This is a genomic window from Burkholderia sp. IDO3, assembly GCF_003366075.1.
GTDB lineage: Bacteria > Pseudomonadota > Gammaproteobacteria > Burkholderiales > Burkholderiaceae > Burkholderia > Burkholderia anthina.
Window position 1 is genome coordinate 1,510,141 of record NZ_CP028962.1, and the last position, 23,319, is coordinate 1,533,459.

The window sequence follows — 23,319 nt, forward strand, 5'->3', positions numbered from 1 at the left end:
ACGAAAGAGCCAGAAACATGAAACACGACAGCAATGTGACCTCCACCGTCGGCCACCTGATCGACGGCAAGCGCGTCGACGGCGGCAGCCGCGTCCAGCCGGTGTTCGACCCGGCCACCGGCGAATCGGACAAGAGCGTCGCGCTCGCCGACAAGCTGACCGTCGAAGCCGCGATCGCGTCCGCGCAGGCCGCGTTCCCCGCGTGGCGCAACACGCCGCCGCTGAAGCGCGCCCGCGTGATGAGCCGCTTCAAGACGCTGCTCGAGGAGCACGCGGACGAACTGTGCGCGCTGATCACCGCCGAGCACGGCAAGGTGCTCGCCGACGCGATGGGCGAACTGCAGCGCGGGATCGAGAACGTCGAATACGCGACCTACGTGCCCGAGCTGCTGAAGGGCGAGCACAGCAAGAACGTCGGCCCCGCGATCGATTCGTGGAGCGAGTTCCAGGCGCTCGGCGTGGCCGCCGGCATCACGCCGTTCAACTTCCCGGTGATGGTGCCGCTGTGGATGTGGCCGATGGCCGTCGCGTGCGGCAACACGTTCGTGCTGAAGCCGTCCGAGCGCACGCCGTCGTCCACGTTGCGCATGGCCGAGCTCGCGTTCGAAGCCGGCCTGCCGCCGGGCGTGCTGAACGTCGTGAACGGCGACAAGGAAGCGGTCGACACGATCCTGACCGACCCGCGCGTGAAGGCGGTGAGCTTCGTCGGCTCGACGCCGATCGCCGAATACATCTATTCGACCGGCTGCGCGCACGGCAAGCGCGTGCAGGCGCTCGGCGGCGCGAAGAACTTCGCGGTCGTGATGCCCGACGCCGACATCGGCAACGCGGTGAACGCGCTGATGGGCGCCGCGTACGGTTCGTGCGGCGAGCGTTGCATGGCGATTCCGCTGGTCGTGGCGATCGGTGACGAAACGGGCGACAAGGTCGTCGCGGGGCTGACGGCCGAGATCGAGAAGATGAAGGTCGGTCCGGGCAACGGCGCGGGCATCGACATGGGGCCGCTCGTCACGAAGCAGCATTTCGAGAAGGTGACGGGCTTCGTCGAAGCGGGCGTGGAAGCGGGCGCGACGCTCGTCGTCGACGGCCGCGGCGTGAAGGTCGACGGCCACGACGGCGGTTACTACCTCGGCCCGTGCCTGTTCGACGACGTGAAGCCCGGCATGCCGATCTATCAGCACGAGATCTTCGGACCGGTGCTCGGCGTGATCCGCCTGAAGTCGCTCGACGAGGCGATGGCGCTGATCGACGCGCACGAATACGGCAACGGTACGTGCCTGTTCACGCGCGACGGCGAAGCGGCACGCTATTTCAGCGACAACATCCAGATCGGCATGGTCGGCATCAACGTGCCGCTGCCGGTGCCGGTCGCGTATCACTCGTTCGGCGGCTGGAAGCGCTCGCTGTTCGGCGACCTGCACGCATACGGCCCGGATGCGGTGCGTTTCTACACGAAGCGCAAGACGATCACGCAGCGCTGGCCGTCGGCCGGCGTGCGCGAAGGCACGGTGTTCAGCTTCCCGTCGAACCGCTGATCGTGCCGGCGTGCGCTGCGGCTGCGCGCGTCGCGATGCCGCCGGCGTGAAGACGCACTGGCCCGCCCCGGACTCCGACCGGGGCGGGCCTTTTTACGTGTGCGGCGGTGGCGCCGTTGCGGAAGGCGGGGAAAGAACGCTTACGGCGCGACTACGTGCCACATGTTCTTGAAATTGTCGCCGTTGCGGTCGCCCTGTTTCATGTCCTTCGAGAAGAAGTACAGCGGCTTGCCCTTGTACGCCCATTGCGGGCTGCCGTCTTCGCGCTTGACGATCGAGTAGGGCCCGACTGGAACGTCGGTCGCGCTGGCCTTGTACGGCGGCCAGAAGGTTTCGCACTGGCCCGAACATGCGCTGGTGCCGGCGTTGGGCTTGTCCTTGTCGAACGAATAGACGGTCATCCCGTTCGCGGCGACGAGTGCGCCGTCTTCGACCTTGGTGATCGAGCCTTGAGCCGAAGCCGAAACGGATGCGAGGGCGAGCAGGGCGGAACTGACGAGCAGCGCGGCTTTCATGGGTACCTCCTTGTAGTCCGGTGGGCGGCGCCGTCACGGGCATGGCCGGGCGTGCCCGCGACGGCGGGGAATGGTGCCGGAACGCTGCGCCGTGGCCGCCGGTGCGAGCGACCTGGAGTCGAATGGCGGCAAAGCGGGCGCGCTTCTTTCACCATAGGCGGTTTTTGGCGGGGCTGCGAGAAGAACCGGGGGCGTATCCGCGTTGCGTATGTCTGACGCAACGACGCGGGTTTGACAGCCGGGTGACGGCATTCGACGTCCGTTCCCGACCCGGCGCGAATCGCGCCTGAAGTCCGCACCGCCGGTCCGCGAGACGGGCGGATTCAGGCCGCTTCGGCGGCAGGCGGTGACGGTTGTTGTCGAGTCGGTGTGCTGCCGGTCCCGCGCCGTCAGCGAAACACGGGTGCCGACGCGAGCGCCGTCAGCACGGCCGGCATCGCGAGCGCGGCGGCGATCGTCTGGAACGCGGTGATGCCGGCCATCAGCGGTGCGTCGCCGCCGAGCTGGCGCGCCATGATGTACGACGAGGACGATGTGGGCAGCGCCTGGAACAGCAGCGCGATGGTCAGTGCCGCGTCGCCGAGCCCGAACAGGCGGCCGGCCGCAAGTGTGACGAGCGGCATCGCCATGAACTTGAATGCCGACGCGATGCACATCGGCTGCAGCCAGCCGCGCGCCGCATCGAACTTCAGCGCCGCGCCCACGCACAGCAGGCCGAGCGGCATCGATGCGGCGCCGAGCGCGCGCACGGCCGGCTCGACGGCGGCCGGAAACGCGATGCCGCTCGCCTGCATCGCGATCCCGAGCGCACAGCCGACGACGAGCGGGTTCGACAGGATCTGCCGTGCGAGCGCCAGCGCGCCGAGCCGCGTTTCGCCGTAGCGCGCGAACACCAGCACGCACATCAGGTTCACGGTCGGGACGATCGCCGCGACGCACACGGCCGCGAGCGCGATGCCGTGCGCGCCGAACAGTCCGGCGGCGAGCGCCGTGCCGACGTAGTTGTTGAAGCGCACCGCGCCCTGGAACACCGACGTGAACCCGGCGCCGTCGACCCGCACGAAGCGGCGGACCAGCAGCAGAAGCGCCGCGACGAGCGCGGTCGAACCGACCAGCGCCGCCGCGAGCGGTAAAACCGGCAGCGATTGCAGTTTCGCGTTCGCGAGACCGTCCGCGAACAATGCAGGCAGCAGCACGTAGTAGCACAGCCGCTCGGCGTGCGGCCAGAACGCGTCGCCGATGAAACCCGTGCGTCTCAGGCCGTGGCCGAACGCGACCAGCAGCGCGACCGGCGCGAGCGCGAGCAGGATCGGGCCGATCATCGGCGCGCCTTCAGGCGGGCCGGTCGGAGCGGCTTGCAGGCGGAGCGGCGGAACGAAGCGGGAATCCATCCGGCGGGCAACATGGCGACAGGCGATCGAAAGCGTGACGATGGCGCCAAGTTAACACGCGCTTGCAACAGGAATAATGGTTAATTATCGGGTGTTCAATGAGAAAGTCTCATCGATGACGCGGTGACTTCGGCGGCCAGCGCACGCGCGAAACGCTCGGCCGGACGCGACTGGTGTTCGAGCAACACGACAGCGCGGCCCATCTGCGGCTGGCCGAACGGCAAACGCGTGACGGGCGGCAGGCGTGCGAGCGTCGAATCGGGCAGCGCGACGACCGCCACGCCGAGCCCTCGCGCCACCATGCGCGCGATCGTCTCCGCGCTGTCGAGCACCATCTCTTCGCGTACCCGGACGCCGATGCGGCGCAGTTCGGCGGCGATCATCCGGCCGGCCCAGGCCTGCGCGTCGAAGCGGATGAACGGCAGAGCTTCGAGCAGCGCGCCCGCGTCGCGCTCCGCGTATTCCGGCGGCGCGAGCAGCCAGAAGCGGTCTTCGTAGAGCGTCGTCCACGTCAGCTGTGCCGGGTGCGGGCGCACCGGGTGTGTCGTGATGGCCGCATCGAGTTCGCCGGCCGCGACGCGGTTCGCCAGTTCGACCGACATGCCGGCCGACACGTGCACGCGCAGCGACGGATGCGCGTTGCGCAGCGAGAGCAGCGCATCGGGCAGCGGGCCCGACAGCGCGGTCTGGATCGCACCGATCCGCAGGCGGCCGACGAGCTTTTTCTCGTCGCTGAGCGCATCGGGAATCCGGTCGACCATCGCGAGCACCTGCTCGGCCTGCGCGACGAGAATGTTGCCGGCTTCCGTCAGCACCGGCTGGCGGCGCGAACGGTCGAACAGCTGGACGTTGTATTCGCTTTCGAGCGTCTTGATCTGCAGGCTCACGGCCGACTGCGTGAGGCCGATCGCTTCGCCGGCGCGCGCGAAGGTCCGGTATCGGGCGATCGCGACCAGGGTTCTGAATGCGCGTAGTGACATGGGCTCGATGAGGTGGGCGGCGAAGGGCCGGCATGCGGATTGCTCGTTGCGCGATTGCGGCGGATGGCGCCATGCGGACGGGCTACCCATGACCGCCGCAGCGGACGACCGCGGGCCGGCAGGCTGGCGGACATCATGCCCGCGCGTATGGAAACGGGCAACCGCGGCATGGGCCGAGCGTGACGAGGATTGCGGGGCGACGCGTGCGGGTTTTCGTGAACGGCCTCGCGCCGCGCGTGCACGCGTATCTGCGAACGCGGGATCGGTCGCGGCCGTTCGTGCCGCCCGTTGCCATTTCTCTTCGTCGATGCCGTTATCCGGCCGCATCCTCTCCCAGCGCCTGGATGAACCGCGAAAACAGTTCCGGCTGCGACGAGATCCCGAGCTTCGCGTAAAGGTGCCGCCGATGCACCTTCACCGTCTCCGGTGAAATCGCGAGCCGCTCCGCGATCGCCTTCGACGAATTGCCGCGCAGCACCATGCGCGCGATCGACATCTCGCGATCGGTCAGCACACCCGCGCCGAAGCGCGCGAGCGCCTGCTCGACGCGTGCGCCGAGGTCGGCGTCGGGCGTTGCGCGCGCGGCGTCGCCCACCAGCCGCCAGTGTTGCCGGATGACCGCGAGCACCCACGGCATCGCGGCCGTCAGCTTGCCGAGCGGCTCGACGTCGAAGCGCATGGCCGCGCCGAGCGACAGCGACAGCAGCGTGTCGGGGTTCGGCCGCAGCAGGATCTGGATCTCGTCGTCGCCGACCGCGTCGCGAAAATAGCTCAGGAAATATTCGCTCTGCCGGAACAGGTCGGGCGCGACTTCCTCGAGCCGGTAGCAGCCGTCGGCGAGCCCGTCGTGCGCGGCCTGCAGGAACGGATCGAGCAGATATAACCCATTGAGGTAAAGCGGCACCGGCGACGCGCTGTCGGTGCCGCCCGCGTCGTATTCGTCGAGCACGAGCGGCACGCCGTCGGGGCCGATCGCGGTCGCGAGCGCGTTGTCGAACGGCACCATTTCGTTGAGCAGCAGCACCAGGAAACGCCAGAAACGCGGCTGGCCGAGATGATCGATTGCGCGGCCAAGCGCCTGGTGCATCGCGATTTCGGAGAAGAGTCGATCCATACCACCACCGGAGGGCGTAACACGAAGGGGGAATAGCGGTCCTGAATTTGGCTTCCTAGACTGCCACGCAATCAATCGGGCCCGAGTATGGGCGTTCAAAAAAAAGCAGCATAGGCGCTACAGGAGAACGAAATGGCGATGATGTCGGAATCGACGGGCACGCTGCAAGCGACGCCTGCAACGGAAGACGCGCCGCGCGCGTTGTCGCAGACGCTCAGCGTGCGCGACGCGGTGATGATCACCGTGTCGGGCGTGACGCCTGCCAGCTCGATCTTCGTGATCGCGCCGTTCGCGATCCAGCAGGCGGGCAGCGGCGCGGTGCTGTCGTTCGTGCTCGGCGGCGTGCTCGCGCTGGCGTTCGCGCTCTGCTATGCGGAGCTGAGCGCCGCGCACCGCAGCGCGGGCGGCGAGTATGTGATGGCCAAGCGCGTGTTCGGCACGCTGCCCGGCTACCTGACCTTCATCACGGTGCTGTCCGTCAGCGTGTTCATTCCGGCCGTGCTCGCGAGCGGCGCCGCGCCGTACCTGAACAACGCGCTCGGCACGCACTTCAGCAACCAGTCGGTCGCATTGACGATCGTGCTGCTCAGCTACGTGCTCGGGATGCTGAACATCAAGACGAACGCGTGGATCACCGGCGCGTTCCTCGTCGTCGAGATCGGCGTGCTGATGCTGATCGCGGGGCTCGGCTTCGGCTCCCCGCATCGCGGCGCGGACGTGCTGGTCGCGCCGGTGGTCGTGAGCGGCAGTGCGCTGGTGCCCGCCACGCTCGCGGCGATCGTGCCGGCGATCGGCACGGCGATCTTCTGCTACAACGGCTTCGGCTCCGCCGCGTATCTCGCGGAAGACCTGCGCGGCGGCAACCGCAACGTCGCGAAGGCGGTGATCTATTCGCTGCTGGTGATCCTCGTCGTCGAGCTGGTGCCGCTCACGGCGATCGTGCTCGGCGCGCCGTCGCTCACGGAGCTGACAAAGAGCGCCGATCCGATCGGCTACGTCGTGCGTTCGCTGAGCAATCCGGTGGTGTCGCGCATCGTCAGCGGCGGGATCTTCCTGTCGGTGTTCAACGCGATCATCGCGATCGTGATCACGATGGGGCGCCTGCTCTACAGCAGCGGCCGCCACGCGCTCTGGTCGCGCACCTGCAACCGTGCGTTCTCGACGATCCATCCGCGCCTCGAATCGCCGTGGCTCGCGACGCTCGCGCTGGCGGTGCCGTCGGCGGGGCTGGTGTTCGTGTCGAGCCTCGACGAACTGACCGCGTTCACGGTCGACCTGCTGCTGATGATCTACCTCGTCGTCGGGCTGGCCGCGCTGGCGAGCCGGTACGTGCGCCGCGACGTCGAACATCACTACCGGATGCCGCTGTGGCCCGTGACGCCGCTCGTCGCGGTGGCGGGCGCCGCGTACACGCTCTACACGACGCTGGCGACGGCGACGAAGTCGACCGACCTGCTCATCATCGGCGGGCTGCTGGTGGCCGCGCTCGTGATGTACGGCGCCTGGGCGCGCCACAGCGAGGCGTTCCGCTCGCTCTGAACGCCGTGTCGAAACCTTGCCATACCGAAACATCGAACCATTGAAAGACTGGAGGAACTGCATCATGCGCACGAGGGATCTCGGCATCCGCATCGGACTCGGCACGCCGGGCCGCTTCAACGCGATCACGGACGTACCGGGCGTGCGGGTCGGACATTGCACGCTGCAAGTCGAGAACGGCGACGCGTCGATCCGCACCGGCGTCACCGTCATCGAGCCGCGCGCTGGCGTCGCGCACGATTCGCCGTGCTTCGCGGGCGTCCACGTGCTGAACGGCAACGGCGATGCGACGGGGCTCGAATGGATCCGCGAGGCCGGTTTGCTGACGACGCCGATCGCCTATACGAACACGCACAGCGTCGGCGCGGTGCGCGATGCGCTGGTCGCGAACGAGCGCGCGGCGGCGGCCGGCCGCGTGTACTGGTGCATGCCGGTCGTGATGGAAACCTACGACGGTCTGCTCAACGACATCTGGGGGCAGCACGTGAGTGCCGAGCACGTGCAGCGTGCGCTGGCCGCCGCGCAGTCGGGGCCGGTCGCCGAAGGCGGCGTGGGCGGCGGCACCGGCATGATCTGCCACGAGTTCAAGGGCGGCATCGGCACCGCGTCGCGCGTGACCGGAGCCGAGGCGGGTGGCTGGACCGTCGGCGCGCTCGTGCAGGCGAACTACGGCGTGCGCGAGATGCTGCGCGTGGCCGGCTATCCGGTCGGCGAGGTGCTGCGCCACGTGCATTCGCCGTTTCGTGCCGCCGATGCGCAAGGCGAAGCCGGGATGGGGTCGATCGTCGTCACGATCGCGACCGACGCGCCGCTGCTGCCGCATCAGTGCACGCGCCTCGCGCAGCGCGCGAGCGTCGGGCTGGCGCGCGTGGGCGGCGGCACAGAGGATTCGAGCGGCGACATCTTCCTTGCGTTCGCAACGGGCAACGACGGGCTGCCGGCCGCGAACTACGGCAGCAAGGGCGCGCCGACGACCGACGTGCGGATGGTGAACAACGACCATATCTCCGCGCTGTTCATCGCGGCGGCGGAAGCGGTGGAAGAGGCGATCGTGAATGCGCTGGTGGCGGGCGGCGACGTCGAGTCGCGCGGTGCGCGGGTCGAAGGGCTGGGGCAGGCGCGCTTGCTGGATGCGTTGCGCGAAGTGGGCTGGCGGCCGGGGCGCGGCGCCTGAAACGGCATGCGCCGCTTCAATCGAAGCGGCGCGGCGGGCAGTCTTGTTGCGGGAGCGGCGATCGGCCGGCTCGCCGTGCGTTCGCGCATGCGCTGCGCGAGCGGCGGGCCTGGCCGTGACGACGCGGCGTCATGCTCAGCTGCCGAAGTAGATGTTGCAGAAGCTGACCGGGCCGACGCATGCGTTCGGGTCTTCCTGCTTCGATTGCGCACGATCGACGCGGCCTGCGGCCTGGACGGCTTCGGCGCGGTTCGCCTGCTGTTGCGCGAGCTCGGCCGGCGCGGGCTGTGCGTGTGCGACAGCGGCGGTGAGCGAAAGGGCAACGAGGGCGAGGTGCAGCGGCTTCATTTGGGTTTCTCCTGGGTGATTGCCAGTCTCGCTGGCAGTGAGGAAACTATAGGCTCGCACTGCTTGAAGATTAATCGCCGCGGGTGCAGAGCTTATTTCCAAACGGAACAAGGATGACGTTGCGCGCGCATCGATCGCCGTCGACGCTCAATGACGGTGGTGGTTGAACGGCGCGTCCTTGTCGAGCAGCGCGCTGCGGATGAAGTGCAGGCAGCCGACGATGCGCTGCATGCGACGACGCGCTTCGGGCACCGCGTACCACGCATGCAGCGTGTGCTGCGCCGCGCGGATCGCCAGGTTCACCGATTTCAACGTGCGGGCGTGGTGACTCGGCGTCGGATCGTCGAAGAAGCGCGGCAGCGCGCGCAGCACCGCGTCGATCGACGCGGTCCAGTGCAGCGTCTGCGGTGGTTTCGCGTCGCAGAACGCATGCAGTTCGTCGCGCAGGTCGATCACCGCGTGACCCACTTCGAGCGTCGCCAGCATCCAGCGCAGCGCGTCGCGATGCTGGCGCGTGCGTTGCACGAGCAGCGTGCGAAGCTGCGCCATCAGGTCGTGCGTGCTCGACTGGAAGCGCGGCGCGAGGCCGTCCCGCACGCCTTCGCACGCGAGCGTGACCTGACGGCGCAGGTCGTGCGCGATGCGGCCCGTGAGCCACGGCATGCGGGTCGGAAACACGACGGCGAACACGATCGAGCACGCGAACATCGCGACGACCACCGCCAAACCGTTGTTGATCAGCACCTCGGGCGTATACGCGACGGCATTGTCGGGGCCCGCGAGCAGGCAGAAGAACACCGCGAAGCCGATCCCGTAGCCGGACAGCCCCGGTCGCATCGCGAGAAACGCGCCGAGGCCGAGCACGGGCGCGAGCGCCGCGCACAGCAGCGGAAAGCCGTCGATGTTCGGATACACGTAGCAGAGGAACACGTAGCCGACGGCGGTCGCGAACGCCGCGCCGACGCCCATCTGCGCGACGAACTTCGGCGCCCGCGGCGACATCGAACTCAGCGCGCACGCGATGGCGGTGGCGATCACGGCGAGCGAGCCGCTCGGCCATTCGGACGCGATCCAGAACGCGCTCATCGCGCCGACGGCGACGAGCGTGCGCAGGAACGCGAAGCCGACGAAGAACGCATTGGTCTTCACCGCGTAACGCGTGACCGAGCGTTCGAGCGCGTGATTGTCCTGGTCGAGCGACGCATAGGTGTCGGCATAGCCGAGGTATTCGCCGATGAAGCGATACATCAGCTCGATCGCGGTATCGAAGTCGAGCACGCCGCCGGCCGCGTGCGCTTCGATCTCGCGGCGCGTCGCGCGCGCGGCCTTCGGCAACGCATCGTGAAAGCGGCGCAGTTCGAGCAGCGCGCCGGTCGTCGATGCGATGCCGCGCTGCCGCTCGTCGCGCAATGCGGCGATCCGTTGCGCGAGCGCGTCGATATGCGGGGCGAGCGCGTCGAGCACGGCGTCCGACCGGTTCGCGCGCAGGCGTTTGATGAGCTGGTGCAACGCATGCAGCCGCGTGCACGCGTTCATGAATTCGCTGTTCAGCCGCGCGAGCCGGCGGCTGCGCGCGCGAATGTGCGGATCCTCGAACGATGCGAATGCGCGATTGGCCTCGAAGCCGACGATCTCGTCGACGAAATCGGCAAAGCGCCGTTCGAAGTCGCCGCGTGCAAGTTCGCCCGACAGCGCGCCGGCCGCGAACGCCGGGAATCTCACGTGGCGGGCGGTCAGCGTGCGCATCAGCGTCTTCGCGGAACTGAGCGGCAGGATCAGCGCGCTGACCGCGCCGGAGCATGCGATGCCCAGCGCGACTTCCCCGGCGCGCGTGAGCGCCGACTGGAACAGCGTCTGCGGCGTCATCACCGCGGGCAGGCCGATCAGCGCGGCCGTGTAGCCGGCGAGCACGAATCCGTACCAGCGGAAGTGGCGGTTACGCACCGCGAGCGCGATACATGCGCCGATCCACAGCGTGATGCCGGCCATGTACAGCTCCGGCTGTTGCGCGAACAGGCCGCCGAGCGCGAGCGCGGCGACGAGGCCCGCCGCCGTGCCGAGCACGCGGTAGAAGCTCTTCGCGAACACCATTCCCGACAGCGGCTGCATCAGCACGAACACGGTCGTCATCGCCGTACGCGGCTGCGACATCTCGAGCCGCATCGCAATGCCCATCGCCAGCAGCGCGGCGAGCACGGTTTTCGCGAGGTGCAGCCAGACGAGACCGTCGCTCGCGGCCCAGTCGCGCGCCGCGTCGCCGAGCGGATCCAGCCAGCTCCTCCATCGTGCCGGTTCGATGGAAGGTCGCTCGATCGCAGGTTGTGGCTTCATGAAAGGAAAATGGGCGCGTGTAGTGCGCGGCGCGTCCGTTCGACTGTGAGGCGCCGATTGTAGGAGTGCGGCGCGCAGGCATTAACGCAGCTACGGGGAAACGATAGTTGCAGGCCACGTAACAATCTGTCGCACCCGGTGGAGGAAAATAGCGGCTCCGCTACAGGTTGCTCACAGGAATGGATACGCTACAAAACATGCGGGTGTTTACGCGCGTCGTCGAGACGGGCAGTTTCACCGCGGCCGCGCAATCGCTGAATTCGACGACGGGCGCGATGTCGCGTGCGGTCTCGGAGCTCGAGGCGCGCCTGCGCACCCGTCTGATGAATCGCTCGACGCGCCGTCTCGCGCTGACGTCGGCCGGCGAAAGCTATCTGCGGCGCTGCCGCCAGATTCTCGCCGACGTCGATCGCGCGGAAGAAGAAGCGAGCTGCGCGCACGAACGGCCGGCCGGCGTGCTGCGCATGCACAGCTTCGCGAGCGTCGGCCATCACTACGTGATGCCCGCGCTCACGCGTTATCACACGCAGTTTCCGGACGTGTCGATCGAGCTGTCGCTGTCGCAGCGCATGCCCGACCTGTTCGACGGCACGAGCGACATGGCGGTCGTGACCGCGTCGTCGCTGCCCGATTCGGAACTCGTGTCGCACCTGCTCGGTTCGACCTTCAGCATCCTGTGCGCGTCGCCCGGGTACGTGAAGCGGCACGGCGCGCCGGCACGTCCGCAGGATCTCGGCGCGCATGCGTGCCTGACGCTCTGCACGCCGGCCTTTCCGACGCACGAATGGGTGCTCGAAGGGGCCGACGGCGTCGAGCAGATCCACGTCACGGGGCCGGTGCAGACCAACACCGCCGAATCGCTCGCACTCGCGATCCGCGACGGCATCGGGATCGGCATGCTGCCGCTGTATTCGGCGATCGACGCGTTGCACGACGGCACGCTCGTGCGCGTGCTGCCCGGGCACATCCTGCAGAAGATGAACGTGTATGCGCTGTATCCGTCGCGCCGTTTCGTCGACGCGAAGGTGCGCACGTGGGTCGAGATGCTGCGCGCCCAGGTGCCGGGCATGATCGCGCGCGACGTCGACATGCTCAACGCGATCGGCCGCGAGGCGCAGGCCGCCTGAGCGCGAACCGGCCGGACGCTGAACGCTTCGTCCGGCCCGATCGTTTCATCCCGGTTCTTCAATACGCGCGCCGCCCGCAGCAGACCTTCGATGCGGGCGGCGCGTGTCGTCACGTCGTTACAGCGTGGGCTTCGCCGCGCCGGATTCCGTTGCCGGCACACCTGCCGGGCCGTATGCGGCTTGCGCGGCGTCGCGCTTCGCATTCAGGCGCGCCTGGGCGGCGAGAATGTCTTCCGGATAGTTGCCCGCTTCACCGCGCGCCGGGTTGTAGCCGACCGACTCGAGATCGACCAGTTCCTGCAGCACCTGCGCACGCGTGACGTGCGACTGGGCCGACTGGGCGAACGACAGGGCCGGTGCAGCGAGCAGCACGGCAGCGGCGGCGGTAACGACGAGCGATTTCACGATGTTCTCCTGTAGACGGGGTGTGGCCGGTTCGGCGATCGAGGTTCGATCCGAACCGTCGACGTCAGTCTATGCAGCGCGCGCGATCGCAAAAACCCCGATTCCAGGCAGGCAGCTTTCCAGATGGCACAACATTGGCGTGCGCCGCCCGCGTCGAACGAACTTGCCGGTTGCGGCGGATTCGTTGCCGGCGGAACGCTTGCCGATGTCGATGCCGATCAGAACCGCGTGCGCATGCCGATCGTGCCGACGATCTGGTTCGCGGTGCTCGATGCGCCACCCGACGTGTTGATGAACGCCTGGTAGCCGCGGCCCGATGCGTGCTGATACATCGCTTCCGCGTACACGTCGGTGCGGCGCGACAGCTTGTACACGGCCTGCAGGTCGACCTGGTGCCACTTCGGATCGGTGCCGTGCTTGCTGTCCGGGTTCGACACGGTGGCGTCCGTGTACACGTACGCCGCGCCGAGGCTGACGGCCGGCGTGACCGCATAGCGCACGTTCACGTCGAAGTTGTTGAACGCGACCTGGCCGGTCGAGCCGAACGAACCCGAGTTGTCGTACTGCGAGCGCGTATAGACGAAGCCGACGGTCGCCGGGCCGAACACGTAGCCGATGCCGCCGCCGTACGCACGCATGCGATCCGCGCCGACCGACCAGCCGCCCTGGCTCACGCTTTTCGCTTCGGCCACGTCGGTCGCGCCGGCGCTCGCGCTCGTCGAGCCCTTCGTGCCGTTCATCTGCAGGTAGGCGCCGGCCAGCTTCAACGGGCCGTTCGTGTAGCTCGCCGCGACGCTGTACGCGCGGTTGCCGGCGAAATTCGTCGAATTCGAGAAGCCGTACAGCGCGCCGACCTTGAAGCCCGCGATCGTGTCGCTCGTGTACTTGACCGCGTTGTTGATGCGCACCGAATGGTTCAGGTTGTCGTTGTCGAACGGATGCGCGAAGCCCGTGTCGCCGAAGTCGCCGGACGTGGCGGACAGCGGCGCGACGAAGTCGACCATCGTGTCGTACTGGCGGCCGAGCGTCAGCGTGCCGTAGCCGTTGCCGCTCAGGCCGACGTATGCGTGGCGGCCGAACAGCTTGCCGTCCTGGCCGAGCGCGCCGTTGTTCGCGTTGAAGCCGTTCTCCAGCACGAACAGCGCCTTCACGCCGCCGCCGAGATCCTCGGTGCCGCGCAGGCCGAAGCGGCTGCCGTTGATCGTGCCGGTAGCCATGCGCCACTGGGCCGCGCCGCCGACGTTGTTGGTGTACGCGATGCCGGCGTCGATCAGGCCGTACAGCGTGACCGAGCTCTGCGCATGGGCGAGCGGGGCGAACAGCACGACGGTGCATGCGACGGTAGCGGTGGTTTTTTTCATGTAAGGACTCCTGCGTGTGGGTCTGTCGATCAAGTTCGGCGCAAGTGTAGGGGCGCGTTCGCCTGATTCCGGCGATGAGGGCGCGAGGGCACCATTGCGAGTCGCGCAAGAGTGCGTCACACGGCGTTCACAAATCGGCGTGAACCCGGCGGGCAATGGGTTTTCGCCTGCGCGCCGGCGCGCGGCGCGCGATGGCCGCGCACCCCGTGTCGCGCATCGGCAACACGCGCGTTGCCGGGGCGGGAGTTGATTGCCGCGGCGCGTGCGTGGAGAATGGGGAATCCGACGACACGATCCGGAGACACCCCATGACCACGCCTCGCCGTCCATCCTTCAGCGCCGCGCTGTGCTATCGCGACCCGAAAGCCGCGCTCGCGTGGCTCGAGCGCGCATTCGGCTTCCAGCGCTTGATCGTCGTCACCACGCCGGAGGGCGACATCGCACACGCCGAAATGAAATTCGGCGACGGTGTCGTCATGGTCGGCGGTTCGTGGGCCGATTTCATCGCGTCGCCGGAAGACACCGGCGACCGGAACACGCAGAACGTCCACGTGCATCTTCCCGACGACGCGGACATCGACGCGCATTGCGAGCGCGCGCGTGCCGCCGGCGCGGAGATCCTGCAGGCGCCAGGCGACCAGTTCTACGGCGAGCGCGTGTATCGCGCCCGCGACCCGGGCCGGCACGTATGGACGTTCGGCAAGCACGTGCGCGATGTGTCGAACGACGAGATGAGCGCGGCGACCGGCCTGAAGATCGAGGATTTCAGATAACGGACGGACGCGTTGCCCGAGCCGGTTTTCCCCACCACGCGGCCCGCCGGGGCCGCATGACGCCTGGACCCACATGAACCTGTTCAATACCCACCTGCGCGGCCGCGACGGACTGTTCACGATCGGCATCGACGCCGGCAAGATCGCGCGGATCGACGCGCAAACTGCACCGGTCGCGCCCGTCGGCGCCGACGACGTCGATGCGGGCGGGCGCCTCGCGATCCCGCCGCTCGTCGAGCCGCATATCCATCTCGATGCCGTGCTCACGGCCGGCGAGCCGGCCTGGAACATGAGCGGCACGCTGTTCGAGGGGATCGAGCGCTGGGCCGAACGCAAGGCGACGATCACGCACGAAGATACGAAGACGCGTGCGCACACGGCGATCGGCATGCTGCGCGACCACGGCATCCAGCATGTGCGCACGCACGTCGACGTCACCGATCCGACGCTGGCCGCGCTGAAGGCGATGCTCGAAGTGAAGGACGAGGCGCGCGGGCTGGTCGACCTGCAGATCGTCGCGTTTCCGCAAGAGGGCATCGAATCGTTCGACGACGGGCGCGCGCTGATGGAGCAGGCGATCGCGCTCGGCGCGGATGTCGTCGGCGGGATTCCGCATTTCGAGAACACCCGCGAGCAGGGCGTCAGTTCGATCCGTTTCCTGATGGATCTGGCCGAGCGCACCGGTTGCCTCGTCGACGTGCACTGCGACGAGACCGACGATCCGCATTCGCGCTTTCTCGAAGTGCTCGCGGAAGAAGCGCGCGTGCGCGGGATGGGCGCGCGCGTGACGGCGAGCCACACGACCGCGATGGGTTCGTACGACAACGCGTATTGCTCGAAGCTGTTCCGGCTGCTCAGGCGCGCGGGGCTCAACTTCATCTCGTGCCCGACCGAGAGCATTCATCTGCAGGGGCGTTTCGACACGTTTCCGAAGCGGCGCGGCGTCACGCGTGTCGCGGAGCTCGACCGCACGGGCCTGAACGTGTGCTTCGGGCAGGATTCGATCAAGGATCCGTGGTATCCGCTCGGAAACGGCAACATCCTGCGGGTGCTCGATGCGGGGCTCCATATCTGCCACATGATGGGTTACCAGGACCTGCAGCGCTGCCTCGACTTCGTGACCGATCACAGCGCGACGACGATGCACCTCGGCGACGGCTACGGGATCGCGGTCGGTCGTCCGGCAAACCTCGTCGTGCTCGACGCGGACAGCGATTACGAAGCGGTGCGCCGACAGGTGAAGGCCACGCTGTCGGTGCGGCACGGGAAGGTGATCATGCGGCGCGAGCCGGAGCGGGTGACTTATCCAGGGTGACGCCGTGACGGGGCGGCGCGCCCGTCGCGGTGCGCCGTCGCCATAGTATTCAAAAAATACATGAGTTAATCAGAAAAATACGTTTGTCTCATGAGAAGCCGAGGCCTACGATGCGGTCCTGACGGCGGCGTGCAGGGTGCGCGCCGTCTTTTCGATCCTCGTTCGCCGACCTCATGCGCCTCGATCTCCCGTCCGCTCCCGCGTCTTCTTCGCCGTCCATCAGCCCGTTCGCACGGATTGCCGTCGTCGCGGTCCTGACCGGCGTCGGCGCGGGCTTCGGCGGGATGCTGCTCGCGCTGTTGCTGCACGCGATCCAGCATGTCGCCTACGGCTACAGCCTCCGGCACGTGGTTGGCACCGAGAGCTTCCTCACGGGCGTGACCCAGGCCGATCCGCTGCGCAGGCTGGCGGTGCTGGTCGTATGCGGGCTCGTCGCGGGCGGCGGCTGGTGGGCGCTTTATCGATACGGGCGGCCGCTGGTCAGCATTCGCCGCGCGGTTCGCGCGGCCGACCCGCGGATGCCGTTCGTCAGCACGACGGTTCACGCGCTGCTGCAGATCGTCACCGTCGCGCTCGGTTCGCCGCTCGGCCGCGAAGTCGCGCCGCGCGAGATCGGCTCGCTGCTGGCCGGGCGGCTCGCGCACCGTGCGGGGCTCACGCCCGCCGACTGCCGTCTGATGGTCGCGTGCGGCGCGGGCGCCGGCCTCGCGGCCGTCTACAACGTGCCGCTCGGCGGCGCCGTGTTCGTGCTCGAAGTGCTGCTCGGCACGTTCGACATGCGCGCGCTGGTCGTGGCGGTCGTCACGTCGGCGATCGCGGCGGTCGTGGCGTGGATCGGTCTCGGCAACGAACACCAGTACGCGGTGCCGCCGTTCGTGCTGAGCGCGCCGCTCGTCGCATGGTCGATCGTCTGCGGGCCGCTGTTCGGCTTCGCCGCATACGGCTTCGTGCGGCTCACGACCCGTGCACGGGCCGATGCGCCGAAGGGCCGGCTGCTGCCGGTGCTCGCGCTGATCAACTTCGCGGTGATCGGTGTGCTTGCGATGCGGTTTCCGCAACTGCTCGGCAATGGCAAGGGGCCGGCTTCGCTGGGTTTCGACGGCTCGCTGACGATCGGTCTTGCCGCCGCGCTGCTCGTGCTGAAGGTGCTGATCGAGGCGGGCAGTTTGCGCGCGGGCGCCGAGGGCGGGTTGCTGACGCCGGGCCTGGCGAATGGCGCGCTGCTGGGTGTCGTGCTCGGCGGGCTGTGGAGCCTCGTATGGCCGGGTGCGTCGATCGGCGGATGCGCGCTGATCGGTGCGACCGCGTTTCTTGCTGCGTCGATGCAGATGCCGATCACGGCCGTCGTGCTGCTGCTCGAATTCACGCATGCGAATCACGACAGCCTCGTGCCGATGCTGCTGGCCGTGGCCGGTTCGCTCGTTGCGTATCGGTTCGCGCAGAAGCTGGCGGAGCGGCGGGCGAATGCGATGGCGATGGTCGGTACGCCGGCGACGGCTGCTCGCTGAACCGCGCCGTTATCCATCGTCCTCGCAGGCTGAGCCCGAGCCGGCTGCCGTCGTCTTTTCCCCGTTTCCTCGTCCGTTCCTTGCGCGTATCGCTACCTGATCACACCGGGGGCGCGCGCCGAAGCGCGTCTTGCGGTTCTGTGCAAGAATCCGCGCGATTCCGCGCACCGAACAACGAACCACACGCGCGGACGTCCCTATCAGGAAACGAGGAGCTCAAGTTGATTCAACGCATTTCCCGCTTTTTCACGCAGGTGGTCCACCGCGTGCTGCCCGACCCGTTGATTTTCGCGATCCTGCTGACGATCGTCACGTTCGCGCTCGCGTTCGGCCTCACGCCGAACACGCCCGCGCAACTCACGACGATGTGGGGTTCGGGCTTCTGGAACCTGCTCGCGTTCTCGATGCAGATGGTGATGATTCTCGTCACCGGCCACGCACTCGCGAGCTCGCCGCCCGTGCGACGCATGCTCGTTGCGCTCGCAAGCACCGCGCGCACGCCGGGGCAGGGCGTGATGCTCGTCGCGTTCGTCGGCGCGCTCGCCTGTGCGATCAACTGGGGCTTCGGCCTCGTGCTCGGCGCGATGCTCGCGCGTGAAGTCGCGCGCCGCGTGGCCGGCAGCGACTACCGGCTGCTCGTCGCGTCCGCGTACATGGGCTTCCTGAGCTGGCACGGCGGGCTGTCGGGTTCGGTCCCGCTCGTCGCCGCGACGAAGGGCAATCCGATGGAAAAGACCATCGGGCTGATTCCCGTGTCGCACACGATCTTCACCGGCTACAACGCGTTCATCACGATCGGGCTGATCGTGATGCTGCCGTTTCTCGCCCGGATGATGATGCCGAAGCCCGGCGAGGTCGTCAGCGTCGATCCGGCGCTGCTCGCGGAGCCGCCGAGCGTCGAGCGTCAGCTCGGACCCGACGCGACGTTCGCCGAACGACTGGAAGAAAGCCGCGCGCTGTCGATTTTCGTCGCGGCGCTGTGCGCGGTGTTCCTCGTGCTGCGCTTCATGCAGAAGGGTTTCGCGCTCGACATCGACACCGTGAACCTCGCGTTCCTCGCGGCCGGCATCCTGCTGCACCGCACGCCGATGGCCTATGCGCGCGCGGTGGCCGGCGCGGCGCGCGGCGCGTCGGGGATCATGATCCAGTTCCCGTTCTACGCGGGCATCCAGGCGCTGATGGATCACTCGGGCCTCGCGGGCGTGATCACCAAGTGGTTCGTCGATATCGCGAACGTGCACACGTTCCCGCTGCTCGCGTTCCTCAGCTCGGCCGTGATCAACTTCGCGGTGCCGTCGGGCGGCGGCCACTGGGTCGTGCAGGGCCCGTTCGTGATGCCGGCCGCACAGGCGCTCGGCGCCGATCTCGGCAAGGCCGCGATGGCGATCGCTTACGGCGAGGCGTGGACCAACATGGCGCAGCCGTTCTGGGCGCTGCCCGCGCTCGCGATCGCCGGGCTCGGCGTGCGCGACATCATGGGGTACTGCGTGACGACGCTGCTGTTCTCGGGCGTGGTGTTCGTCGCGGGGATGTATCTGTTCTGACGGTGCGCGGCGCGATGCGGACGAGGCGGGATCGCCGCATCGCGCCGGCTTGAATCGCGCGGACGTTCAGCCGGTCGAGCGTGCACCGCGCAGTTCGTGCCCGTGACGCAGCGCAAGACTCGCGAACGCCGCGACGACGAGCGCCGCGGCGAGCAGCGTGAGCCCGTTCCTTGCATTGCCCGTCGCCTGTTCGATGGCGCCGACGACAGTCGGGCCGACGAAGCCGCCGAGGAGCCCGCACGTATTCACGAGACCGAGGCCGCCGGCCAGCGCGCTGCCCGCGAGCCGGGACGCGGGAAACGTGAATACGATCGACTGCACGACGAAGAACATCGACGCGGCCACGCACACGCAGGCGAGGCCGGCCACCGGCGACGCATGCGCGGCGCCCACCATCCCCGCTGCCATCACCACGAGCCCGGCACACAGTATCCGGCGCGAATGGTGCGATTCGCGCGCGAAGCGCGGCAGCGTCGCTGCGCCGAGCGCGGCGGCGAGCCAGGGCAACGCGGTCAGTAATCCGACCGCGAACGGCGAGAAACGCCCGGATGCACCGATGATGCCCGGCAGGAAGAAGATCACTGTATAGATCGTCAGTTGGTGGCAGAAGTACACGAAGATCGCGAGCCAGATCTGCGGATCGCGCAGCGCCGAGCCGAACGCGTGGCTGCCGCGGGCGGCCACGCCCGCATCCTGTTCGGCCGCGAGCGTGCGTTCGAGGGCCCGACCGGTCTCGGGGGAGAGCCACGGCGCGCTGCTCGGGCGGTCCGGCAGGCGCATCCAGACGACGAAGGCGAGCAGGATCGCCGGAATCCCTTCGACGACGAACAGCCATTGCCAGCCGCGGAAGCCGAGCGACCCGTCGAGTTCGATCAGCGCGCCCGCCAGTGGCCCGCCGATGATGTTCGCAATGCACACGCCCAGCAGGAAATAGCCTGTCGCGCGCGCACGTTCCTCGCGACCGAACCAATACGTGAGGTACAGCATCACGCCCGGAAACAGCCCGGCTTCGGCGACGCCGAGCAGGAGACGCATCACATAGAACGACGTCGGGCCACCGACGAAGGCCATCGCGACCGACAGCGCACCCCATGTGAGCATGATTCGCGTGATCCAGAAGCGCGCGCCGACGCGGTGCATGATCAGGTTGCTCGGGATCTCGAACAGCGCGTAGGTGAGGAAGAACAAGCCCGCGCCGAGCCCGTAGGCGGCGGACGAAATACCCAGATCCACACCCATCGAATGTTTGGCGAAGGCGATGTTGGTGCGGTCGAGGAAGCTGATGACATAGGCGGCGATCAGCAGCGGCATCAGCTTGCGGAACAGCAGTTGGTTCAGCGACGCGCTTGCGTCGCCGGCGGCGGAAGGCAGTGCCTGGGCGTGGTGAGTGGACATGCGGACGACTCCGGTAAAGGCGAACGGGCGCACACGGCAAGCACGGCGCACCGCATTCGACAGAGGCCGCTGCGTCGCGCGCAGCGGAGGGGCAGACGACGGAGCCGCGCCGGCGGCGCTCGACGGGAGCGGGGCGATGAAGGGCGTCCTGGCGCCGGCTCGGGCCGTCGCCTTGTCTCTGCGCTTGCGGGTCCTGGGTTAAGGCTGCGGTCGGGGGCTACCCGGCGATCAGAAATTGACCGCGTCGCCGCCCTTGAGCTCGAGCATCGCGCGCGCCTCGGCCGGCGTCGCGATGTCCAGCGACAGGCCCTCCAGCACCTGCCGCATCTTCAGCACCTGCGCGGCACTCGATTCGGCGAGTTTGCCGGGCGCGATCCACAGCGAGTCCTCGAGGCCGACGCGCACGTTCGCGCCCTGGGCCGCGCCGATCGTCGCGAGCGGAATCTGGTTGCGGCCCGCACCGAGAATCGACCACACGTAGTCGTCGCCGAACAGGCGGTCGGCCGTGCGGCGCATGTGCATCAGGTCTTCCGGGTGCGCGCCGATGCCGCCGAGCAGGCCGAACACGCTCTGCACGAAGAACGGCGGCTTCGCGAGTCCGCGGTCGACGAAATGGGCGAGGTTGTACAGGTGCGAGATGTCGTAGCACTCGAATTCGAAGCGCGTGCCGTTCGCGCCGCAGCGCGTGAGGATCGTCTCGATGTCGGCGAACGTGTTCTTGAACACGAGGTCGCGGCTCTTCTCGAGATGTTCGCGCTCCCACGGATGCTTCAGTTCGCGAAAGCGCTCGAGCATCGGATAGAGCCCGAAGTTCATCGAGCCCATGTTCAGCGATGCGATCTCGGGCTGGAAATGCAGCGCCGGCTGCAGCCGTTCGTCGACGCTCATGTGCGGACTGCCGCCCGACGTGAGATTGATCACCGCGTCGGTTTGCGCCTTGATGCGCGGCAGGAATTCGGCGAACACGGCCGGATCCTGCGTCGGTTTGCCGTCGGACGGGTTGCGCGCGTGAAGATGCAGGATCGCCGCGCCGGCCTCGGCAGCCGCGACGGCGGCCGTCTCGATCTCATGCGGCGTCACGGGCAGATACGGCGACATCGACGGCGTGTGGATCGCGCCGGTCGGCGCACAGGTGATGATGACTTTGCGAGCGTTTGCCACGGATGGATTCCTTTCGGTGAGCGATGCGTGAGACGCGTCAGAGCACTTCGACGTTGCCGCAGACGGAAATCGCCTGCCCGGTGATGCCGTGTCCGCCCGGCGAGCACAGGAACAGCGCGGTCGCGGCGATCTCGGCCGGATCGGTCATGCGCCGCAGCGAAATCTTCTCGAGATAGCGCTTCTCCATCTCGTCGTAGCCGATACCCAACTGCTGCGCGCGCGCCTCGATCACGCGGCGCATCCGCGGGCCGCGCACGATGCCGGGCTGGATCGCGTTCACGCGGATGCCGAGCGGCCCGAGCTCGATCGCGAGGCTTTTCACGAGGCCGACGATGGCCCACTTGGTCGCTGCGTACGGCGTGCGGAACGCATAGCCGAGCCGTCCCGCGACCGACGACAGCGCGATGATCGCGCCGCCGTGCTTCGCGTCGCGCAGCAGCGGCACCGCGTGCCGCGCGAACTGGAACTGCGCGTTCAGGTTGATCGCGACCGTTTGCTCCCACTGCACCGGGTCGATTTCGTCGATACCCCCGGTCGGGCCCGCGATGCCGGCATTGTTGACCAGCACGTCGAGGCCGCCGAGCGCCGCCGCGACGTCCGCGAACACGCGTTCGACCGCGGCCGGATCGGCTACGTCGGCCAGCGTCGCGCTGATCGCGGGGCGGGACGGCCGGTCCGCCAGCGCCGCGATCGCGGCTTGCGACGCATCGCACACGTGGACGCGCGCGCCGCATTCGGCGAACGCGTCGGCGATCTCGAGACCGATGCCCGAGGCGCCGCCCGTCACGAGGACGCGCAGGCCGTCATAGGGTTTCAGCAGGTCGGAAGCTGTCATGCCGGGTTGTCTCCATCGTTGAAGTTGTAATCGGGTGCGCCGCCGCCGGGCGGCTGCTGCGCAATGCGGCCGCTACGGCTTTGCGTTCACGCGCCGCGGGGTTTGCTCGGCCCGCAACGTCTCGGCGAGATCGTGCGCCGCGCCGCCGATGTCGAGCGCGATGCCGGCGCGCACGCCGGCGCCGTCGCGCCGTTCGAGCGCATCGACGATCGCGCGGTGCGCATCCATCGAGCGCCGCATGTGCGGGATATCGAGCGCGACCATGTTGAGGAACGGCCCGACGCGCATCCACAGGTTCTCGACGATCGCGAGCGTGCTTTCGCTCGCGCCGTGCGCGTAGATCGCGCTGTGGAACGCGAAATTGCTCTGCAGGTATGCGCGCGAACGGCCGGCCTCGACTTGCGCCTGCATCGTTTCGCAGGTCCTGCGCACGGTGGCGATCTGCGCGTCGGTCATGCGGGCGCACGCACGTTCCGCGATGCAGCCTTCGAGGGCGATCCGTACGTCGCGGAGTTCACCGAGCATGTCGAGCGTCATCGGCGGCACGACGAGCGCGCGATTCGGGCCGTCGACCAGCGCGCGCTCGGCGCGCAGCCGCGTGAGCGCGGCGCGCACGGGCATCGTCGACGAGCCGACCGCCTCGGCGACGCTGCGCAGGCTCAGCGCCTGGCCGGGCGCGAAACGGCCGCTCATCAGCGCTTCGCGCAGTTGCTGATAGACCTTGTCGGCCATCGTTTCCGATTCGATGGCTTTCAGTGCGGGCGGGACGATACGAGGCGCCAAGGCGGGGTTCTCCTGGGTTTGATCTGCGATCTGTGATCACACTTGCGATGTGCGAAGTGTTGTCGATCGGGCGACGGGAGTCAAGATGGTCGGGGTTGGGGAAAACGAGGGGGGAGCTTCGCGGGAGGTGGGCGAGGGTACGACAGGTGTCGCCAGATGATTATTACAAAATCATTTCATAAAGT

Annotated in this window: 20 protein-coding genes; 8 read left to right on the plus strand and 12 right to left on the minus strand. The window is 68.0% G+C overall.

All coding sequences use genetic code 11. The features are described 5' to 3' along the window. The first annotated feature begins 17 nt into the window (after positions 1–17). The gene (locus tag DCN14_RS06960) at positions 18–1,535 is read left to right on the plus strand and encodes a CoA-acylating methylmalonate-semialdehyde dehydrogenase (RefSeq protein WP_096498788.1); all 1,518 of its coding nucleotides are present in this window, start codon (positions 18–20) and stop codon (positions 1,533–1,535) included. Positions 1,536–1,675: 140 nt separating this feature from the next. Here the strand turns inward: DCN14_RS06960 and DCN14_RS06965 are convergent, their stop codons facing one another. The 4 genes from DCN14_RS06965 to DCN14_RS06980 all read right to left on the minus strand — a co-directional run bounded on the left by DCN14_RS06965 (position 1,676) and on the right by DCN14_RS06980 (position 5,535). Beyond that, a complete protein-coding gene (locus DCN14_RS06965; protein WP_096498786.1) occupies positions 1,676–2,050 on the minus strand; it encodes a hypothetical protein in 375 nt (124 codons plus the stop codon). A gap of 389 nt (positions 2,051–2,439) precedes the next feature. Continuing rightward, a complete protein-coding gene (locus DCN14_RS06970) occupies positions 2,440–3,372 on the minus strand; it encodes an AEC family transporter (protein WP_096499309.1) in 933 nt (310 codons plus the stop codon). A gap of 164 nt (positions 3,373–3,536) precedes the next feature. Continuing rightward, entirely contained in the window at positions 3,537–4,421 is an 885-nt protein-coding gene (locus DCN14_RS06975) for a LysR family transcriptional regulator (RefSeq protein ID WP_096498784.1), read from the minus strand. A 313-nt stretch (positions 4,422–4,734) separates the two neighbouring features. Further along, complete coding sequence (locus DCN14_RS06980; protein ID WP_096498782.1) at positions 4,735–5,535, minus strand: LuxR C-terminal-related transcriptional regulator; 801 nt, start codon at positions 5,533–5,535, stop codon at positions 4,735–4,737. Between the two features lie 132 nt (positions 5,536–5,667). On the opposite strand from DCN14_RS06980, the gene DCN14_RS06985 reads away from it, so the two are divergent. Both DCN14_RS06985 and DCN14_RS06990 read left to right on the plus strand, forming a co-directional pair. After that, the gene (locus DCN14_RS06985; protein ID WP_096498780.1) at positions 5,668–7,074 is read left to right on the plus strand and encodes an APC family permease; all 1,407 of its coding nucleotides are present in this window, start codon (positions 5,668–5,670) and stop codon (positions 7,072–7,074) included. 64 nt (positions 7,075–7,138) lie between these two features. Beyond that, complete coding sequence (locus DCN14_RS06990) at positions 7,139–8,248, plus strand: P1 family peptidase (protein WP_096498778.1); 1,110 nt, start codon at positions 7,139–7,141, stop codon at positions 8,246–8,248. Between the two features lie 135 nt (positions 8,249–8,383). Here the strand turns inward: DCN14_RS06990 and DCN14_RS06995 are convergent, their stop codons facing one another. Continuing rightward, positions 8,384–8,596, minus strand: coding sequence for a hypothetical protein (locus DCN14_RS06995; protein ID WP_096498776.1), 213 nt, complete (start codon positions 8,594–8,596; stop codon positions 8,384–8,386). A gap of 147 nt (positions 8,597–8,743) precedes the next feature. Further along, entirely contained in the window at positions 8,744–10,927 is a 2,184-nt protein-coding gene (locus tag DCN14_RS07000) for an FUSC family protein (RefSeq protein WP_096498774.1), read from the minus strand. A 179-nt stretch (positions 10,928–11,106) separates the two neighbouring features. Here DCN14_RS07000 and DCN14_RS07005 point away from each other — a divergent pair, with 179 nt between their 5' ends. After that, positions 11,107–12,054: a LysR family transcriptional regulator gene (locus DCN14_RS07005; protein WP_096498772.1), complete on the plus strand. Its 948-nt coding sequence runs from the start codon at positions 11,107–11,109 to the stop codon at positions 12,052–12,054. A gap of 117 nt (positions 12,055–12,171) precedes the next feature. Here the strand turns inward: DCN14_RS07005 and DCN14_RS07010 are convergent, their stop codons facing one another. Both DCN14_RS07010 and DCN14_RS07015 read right to left on the minus strand, forming a co-directional pair. Continuing rightward, on the minus strand, positions 12,172–12,459 hold the full coding sequence (locus DCN14_RS07010; RefSeq protein ID WP_096498770.1) for a DUF4148 domain-containing protein: 288 nt from the start codon (positions 12,457–12,459) through the stop codon (positions 12,172–12,174). Between the two features lie 218 nt (positions 12,460–12,677). Then, positions 12,678–13,820, minus strand: coding sequence for a porin (locus DCN14_RS07015; protein ID WP_096498768.1), 1,143 nt, complete (start codon positions 13,818–13,820; stop codon positions 12,678–12,680). 308 nt (positions 13,821–14,128) lie between these two features. On the opposite strand from DCN14_RS07015, the gene DCN14_RS07020 reads away from it, so the two are divergent. The 4 genes from DCN14_RS07020 (at position 14,129) to DCN14_RS07035 (ending at position 18,960) form a co-directional block, all read left to right on the plus strand. Then, complete coding sequence (locus tag DCN14_RS07020) at positions 14,129–14,593, plus strand: VOC family protein (protein ID WP_096498767.1); 465 nt, start codon at positions 14,129–14,131, stop codon at positions 14,591–14,593. Positions 14,594–14,666: 73 nt separating this feature from the next. Next, a complete protein-coding gene (codA, locus tag DCN14_RS07025) occupies positions 14,667–15,908 on the plus strand; it encodes a cytosine deaminase (protein WP_096498765.1) in 1,242 nt (413 codons plus the stop codon). Between the two features lie 173 nt (positions 15,909–16,081). Further along, on the plus strand, positions 16,082–17,416 hold the full coding sequence (locus tag DCN14_RS07030) for a chloride channel protein (protein WP_096498763.1): 1,335 nt from the start codon (positions 16,082–16,084) through the stop codon (positions 17,414–17,416). A 221-nt stretch (positions 17,417–17,637) separates the two neighbouring features. Beyond that, the gene (locus DCN14_RS07035; protein ID WP_096498761.1) at positions 17,638–18,960 is read left to right on the plus strand and encodes a TIGR00366 family protein; all 1,323 of its coding nucleotides are present in this window, start codon (positions 17,638–17,640) and stop codon (positions 18,958–18,960) included. A gap of 66 nt (positions 18,961–19,026) precedes the next feature. Here DCN14_RS07035 and DCN14_RS07040 read toward each other — a convergent pair whose 3' ends face one another. From DCN14_RS07040 to DCN14_RS07055, 4 genes are all read right to left on the minus strand, one after another. Further along, positions 19,027–20,355, minus strand: coding sequence for an MFS transporter (locus DCN14_RS07040; RefSeq protein WP_096498759.1), 1,329 nt, complete (start codon positions 20,353–20,355; stop codon positions 19,027–19,029). Positions 20,356–20,583: 228 nt separating this feature from the next. Continuing rightward, complete coding sequence (locus tag DCN14_RS07045) at positions 20,584–21,516, minus strand: 3-keto-5-aminohexanoate cleavage protein (protein ID WP_096498757.1); 933 nt, start codon at positions 21,514–21,516, stop codon at positions 20,584–20,586. 37 nt (positions 21,517–21,553) lie between these two features. Further along, positions 21,554–22,351, minus strand: a complete 798-nt coding sequence (locus tag DCN14_RS07050) for an SDR family oxidoreductase (RefSeq protein ID WP_096498755.1) — start codon at positions 22,349–22,351, stop codon at positions 21,554–21,556. A gap of 72 nt (positions 22,352–22,423) precedes the next feature. Continuing rightward, a complete protein-coding gene (locus DCN14_RS07055) occupies positions 22,424–23,134 on the minus strand; it encodes a GntR family transcriptional regulator (protein ID WP_096498753.1) in 711 nt (236 codons plus the stop codon). Positions 23,135–23,319: the final 185 nt, after the last annotated feature.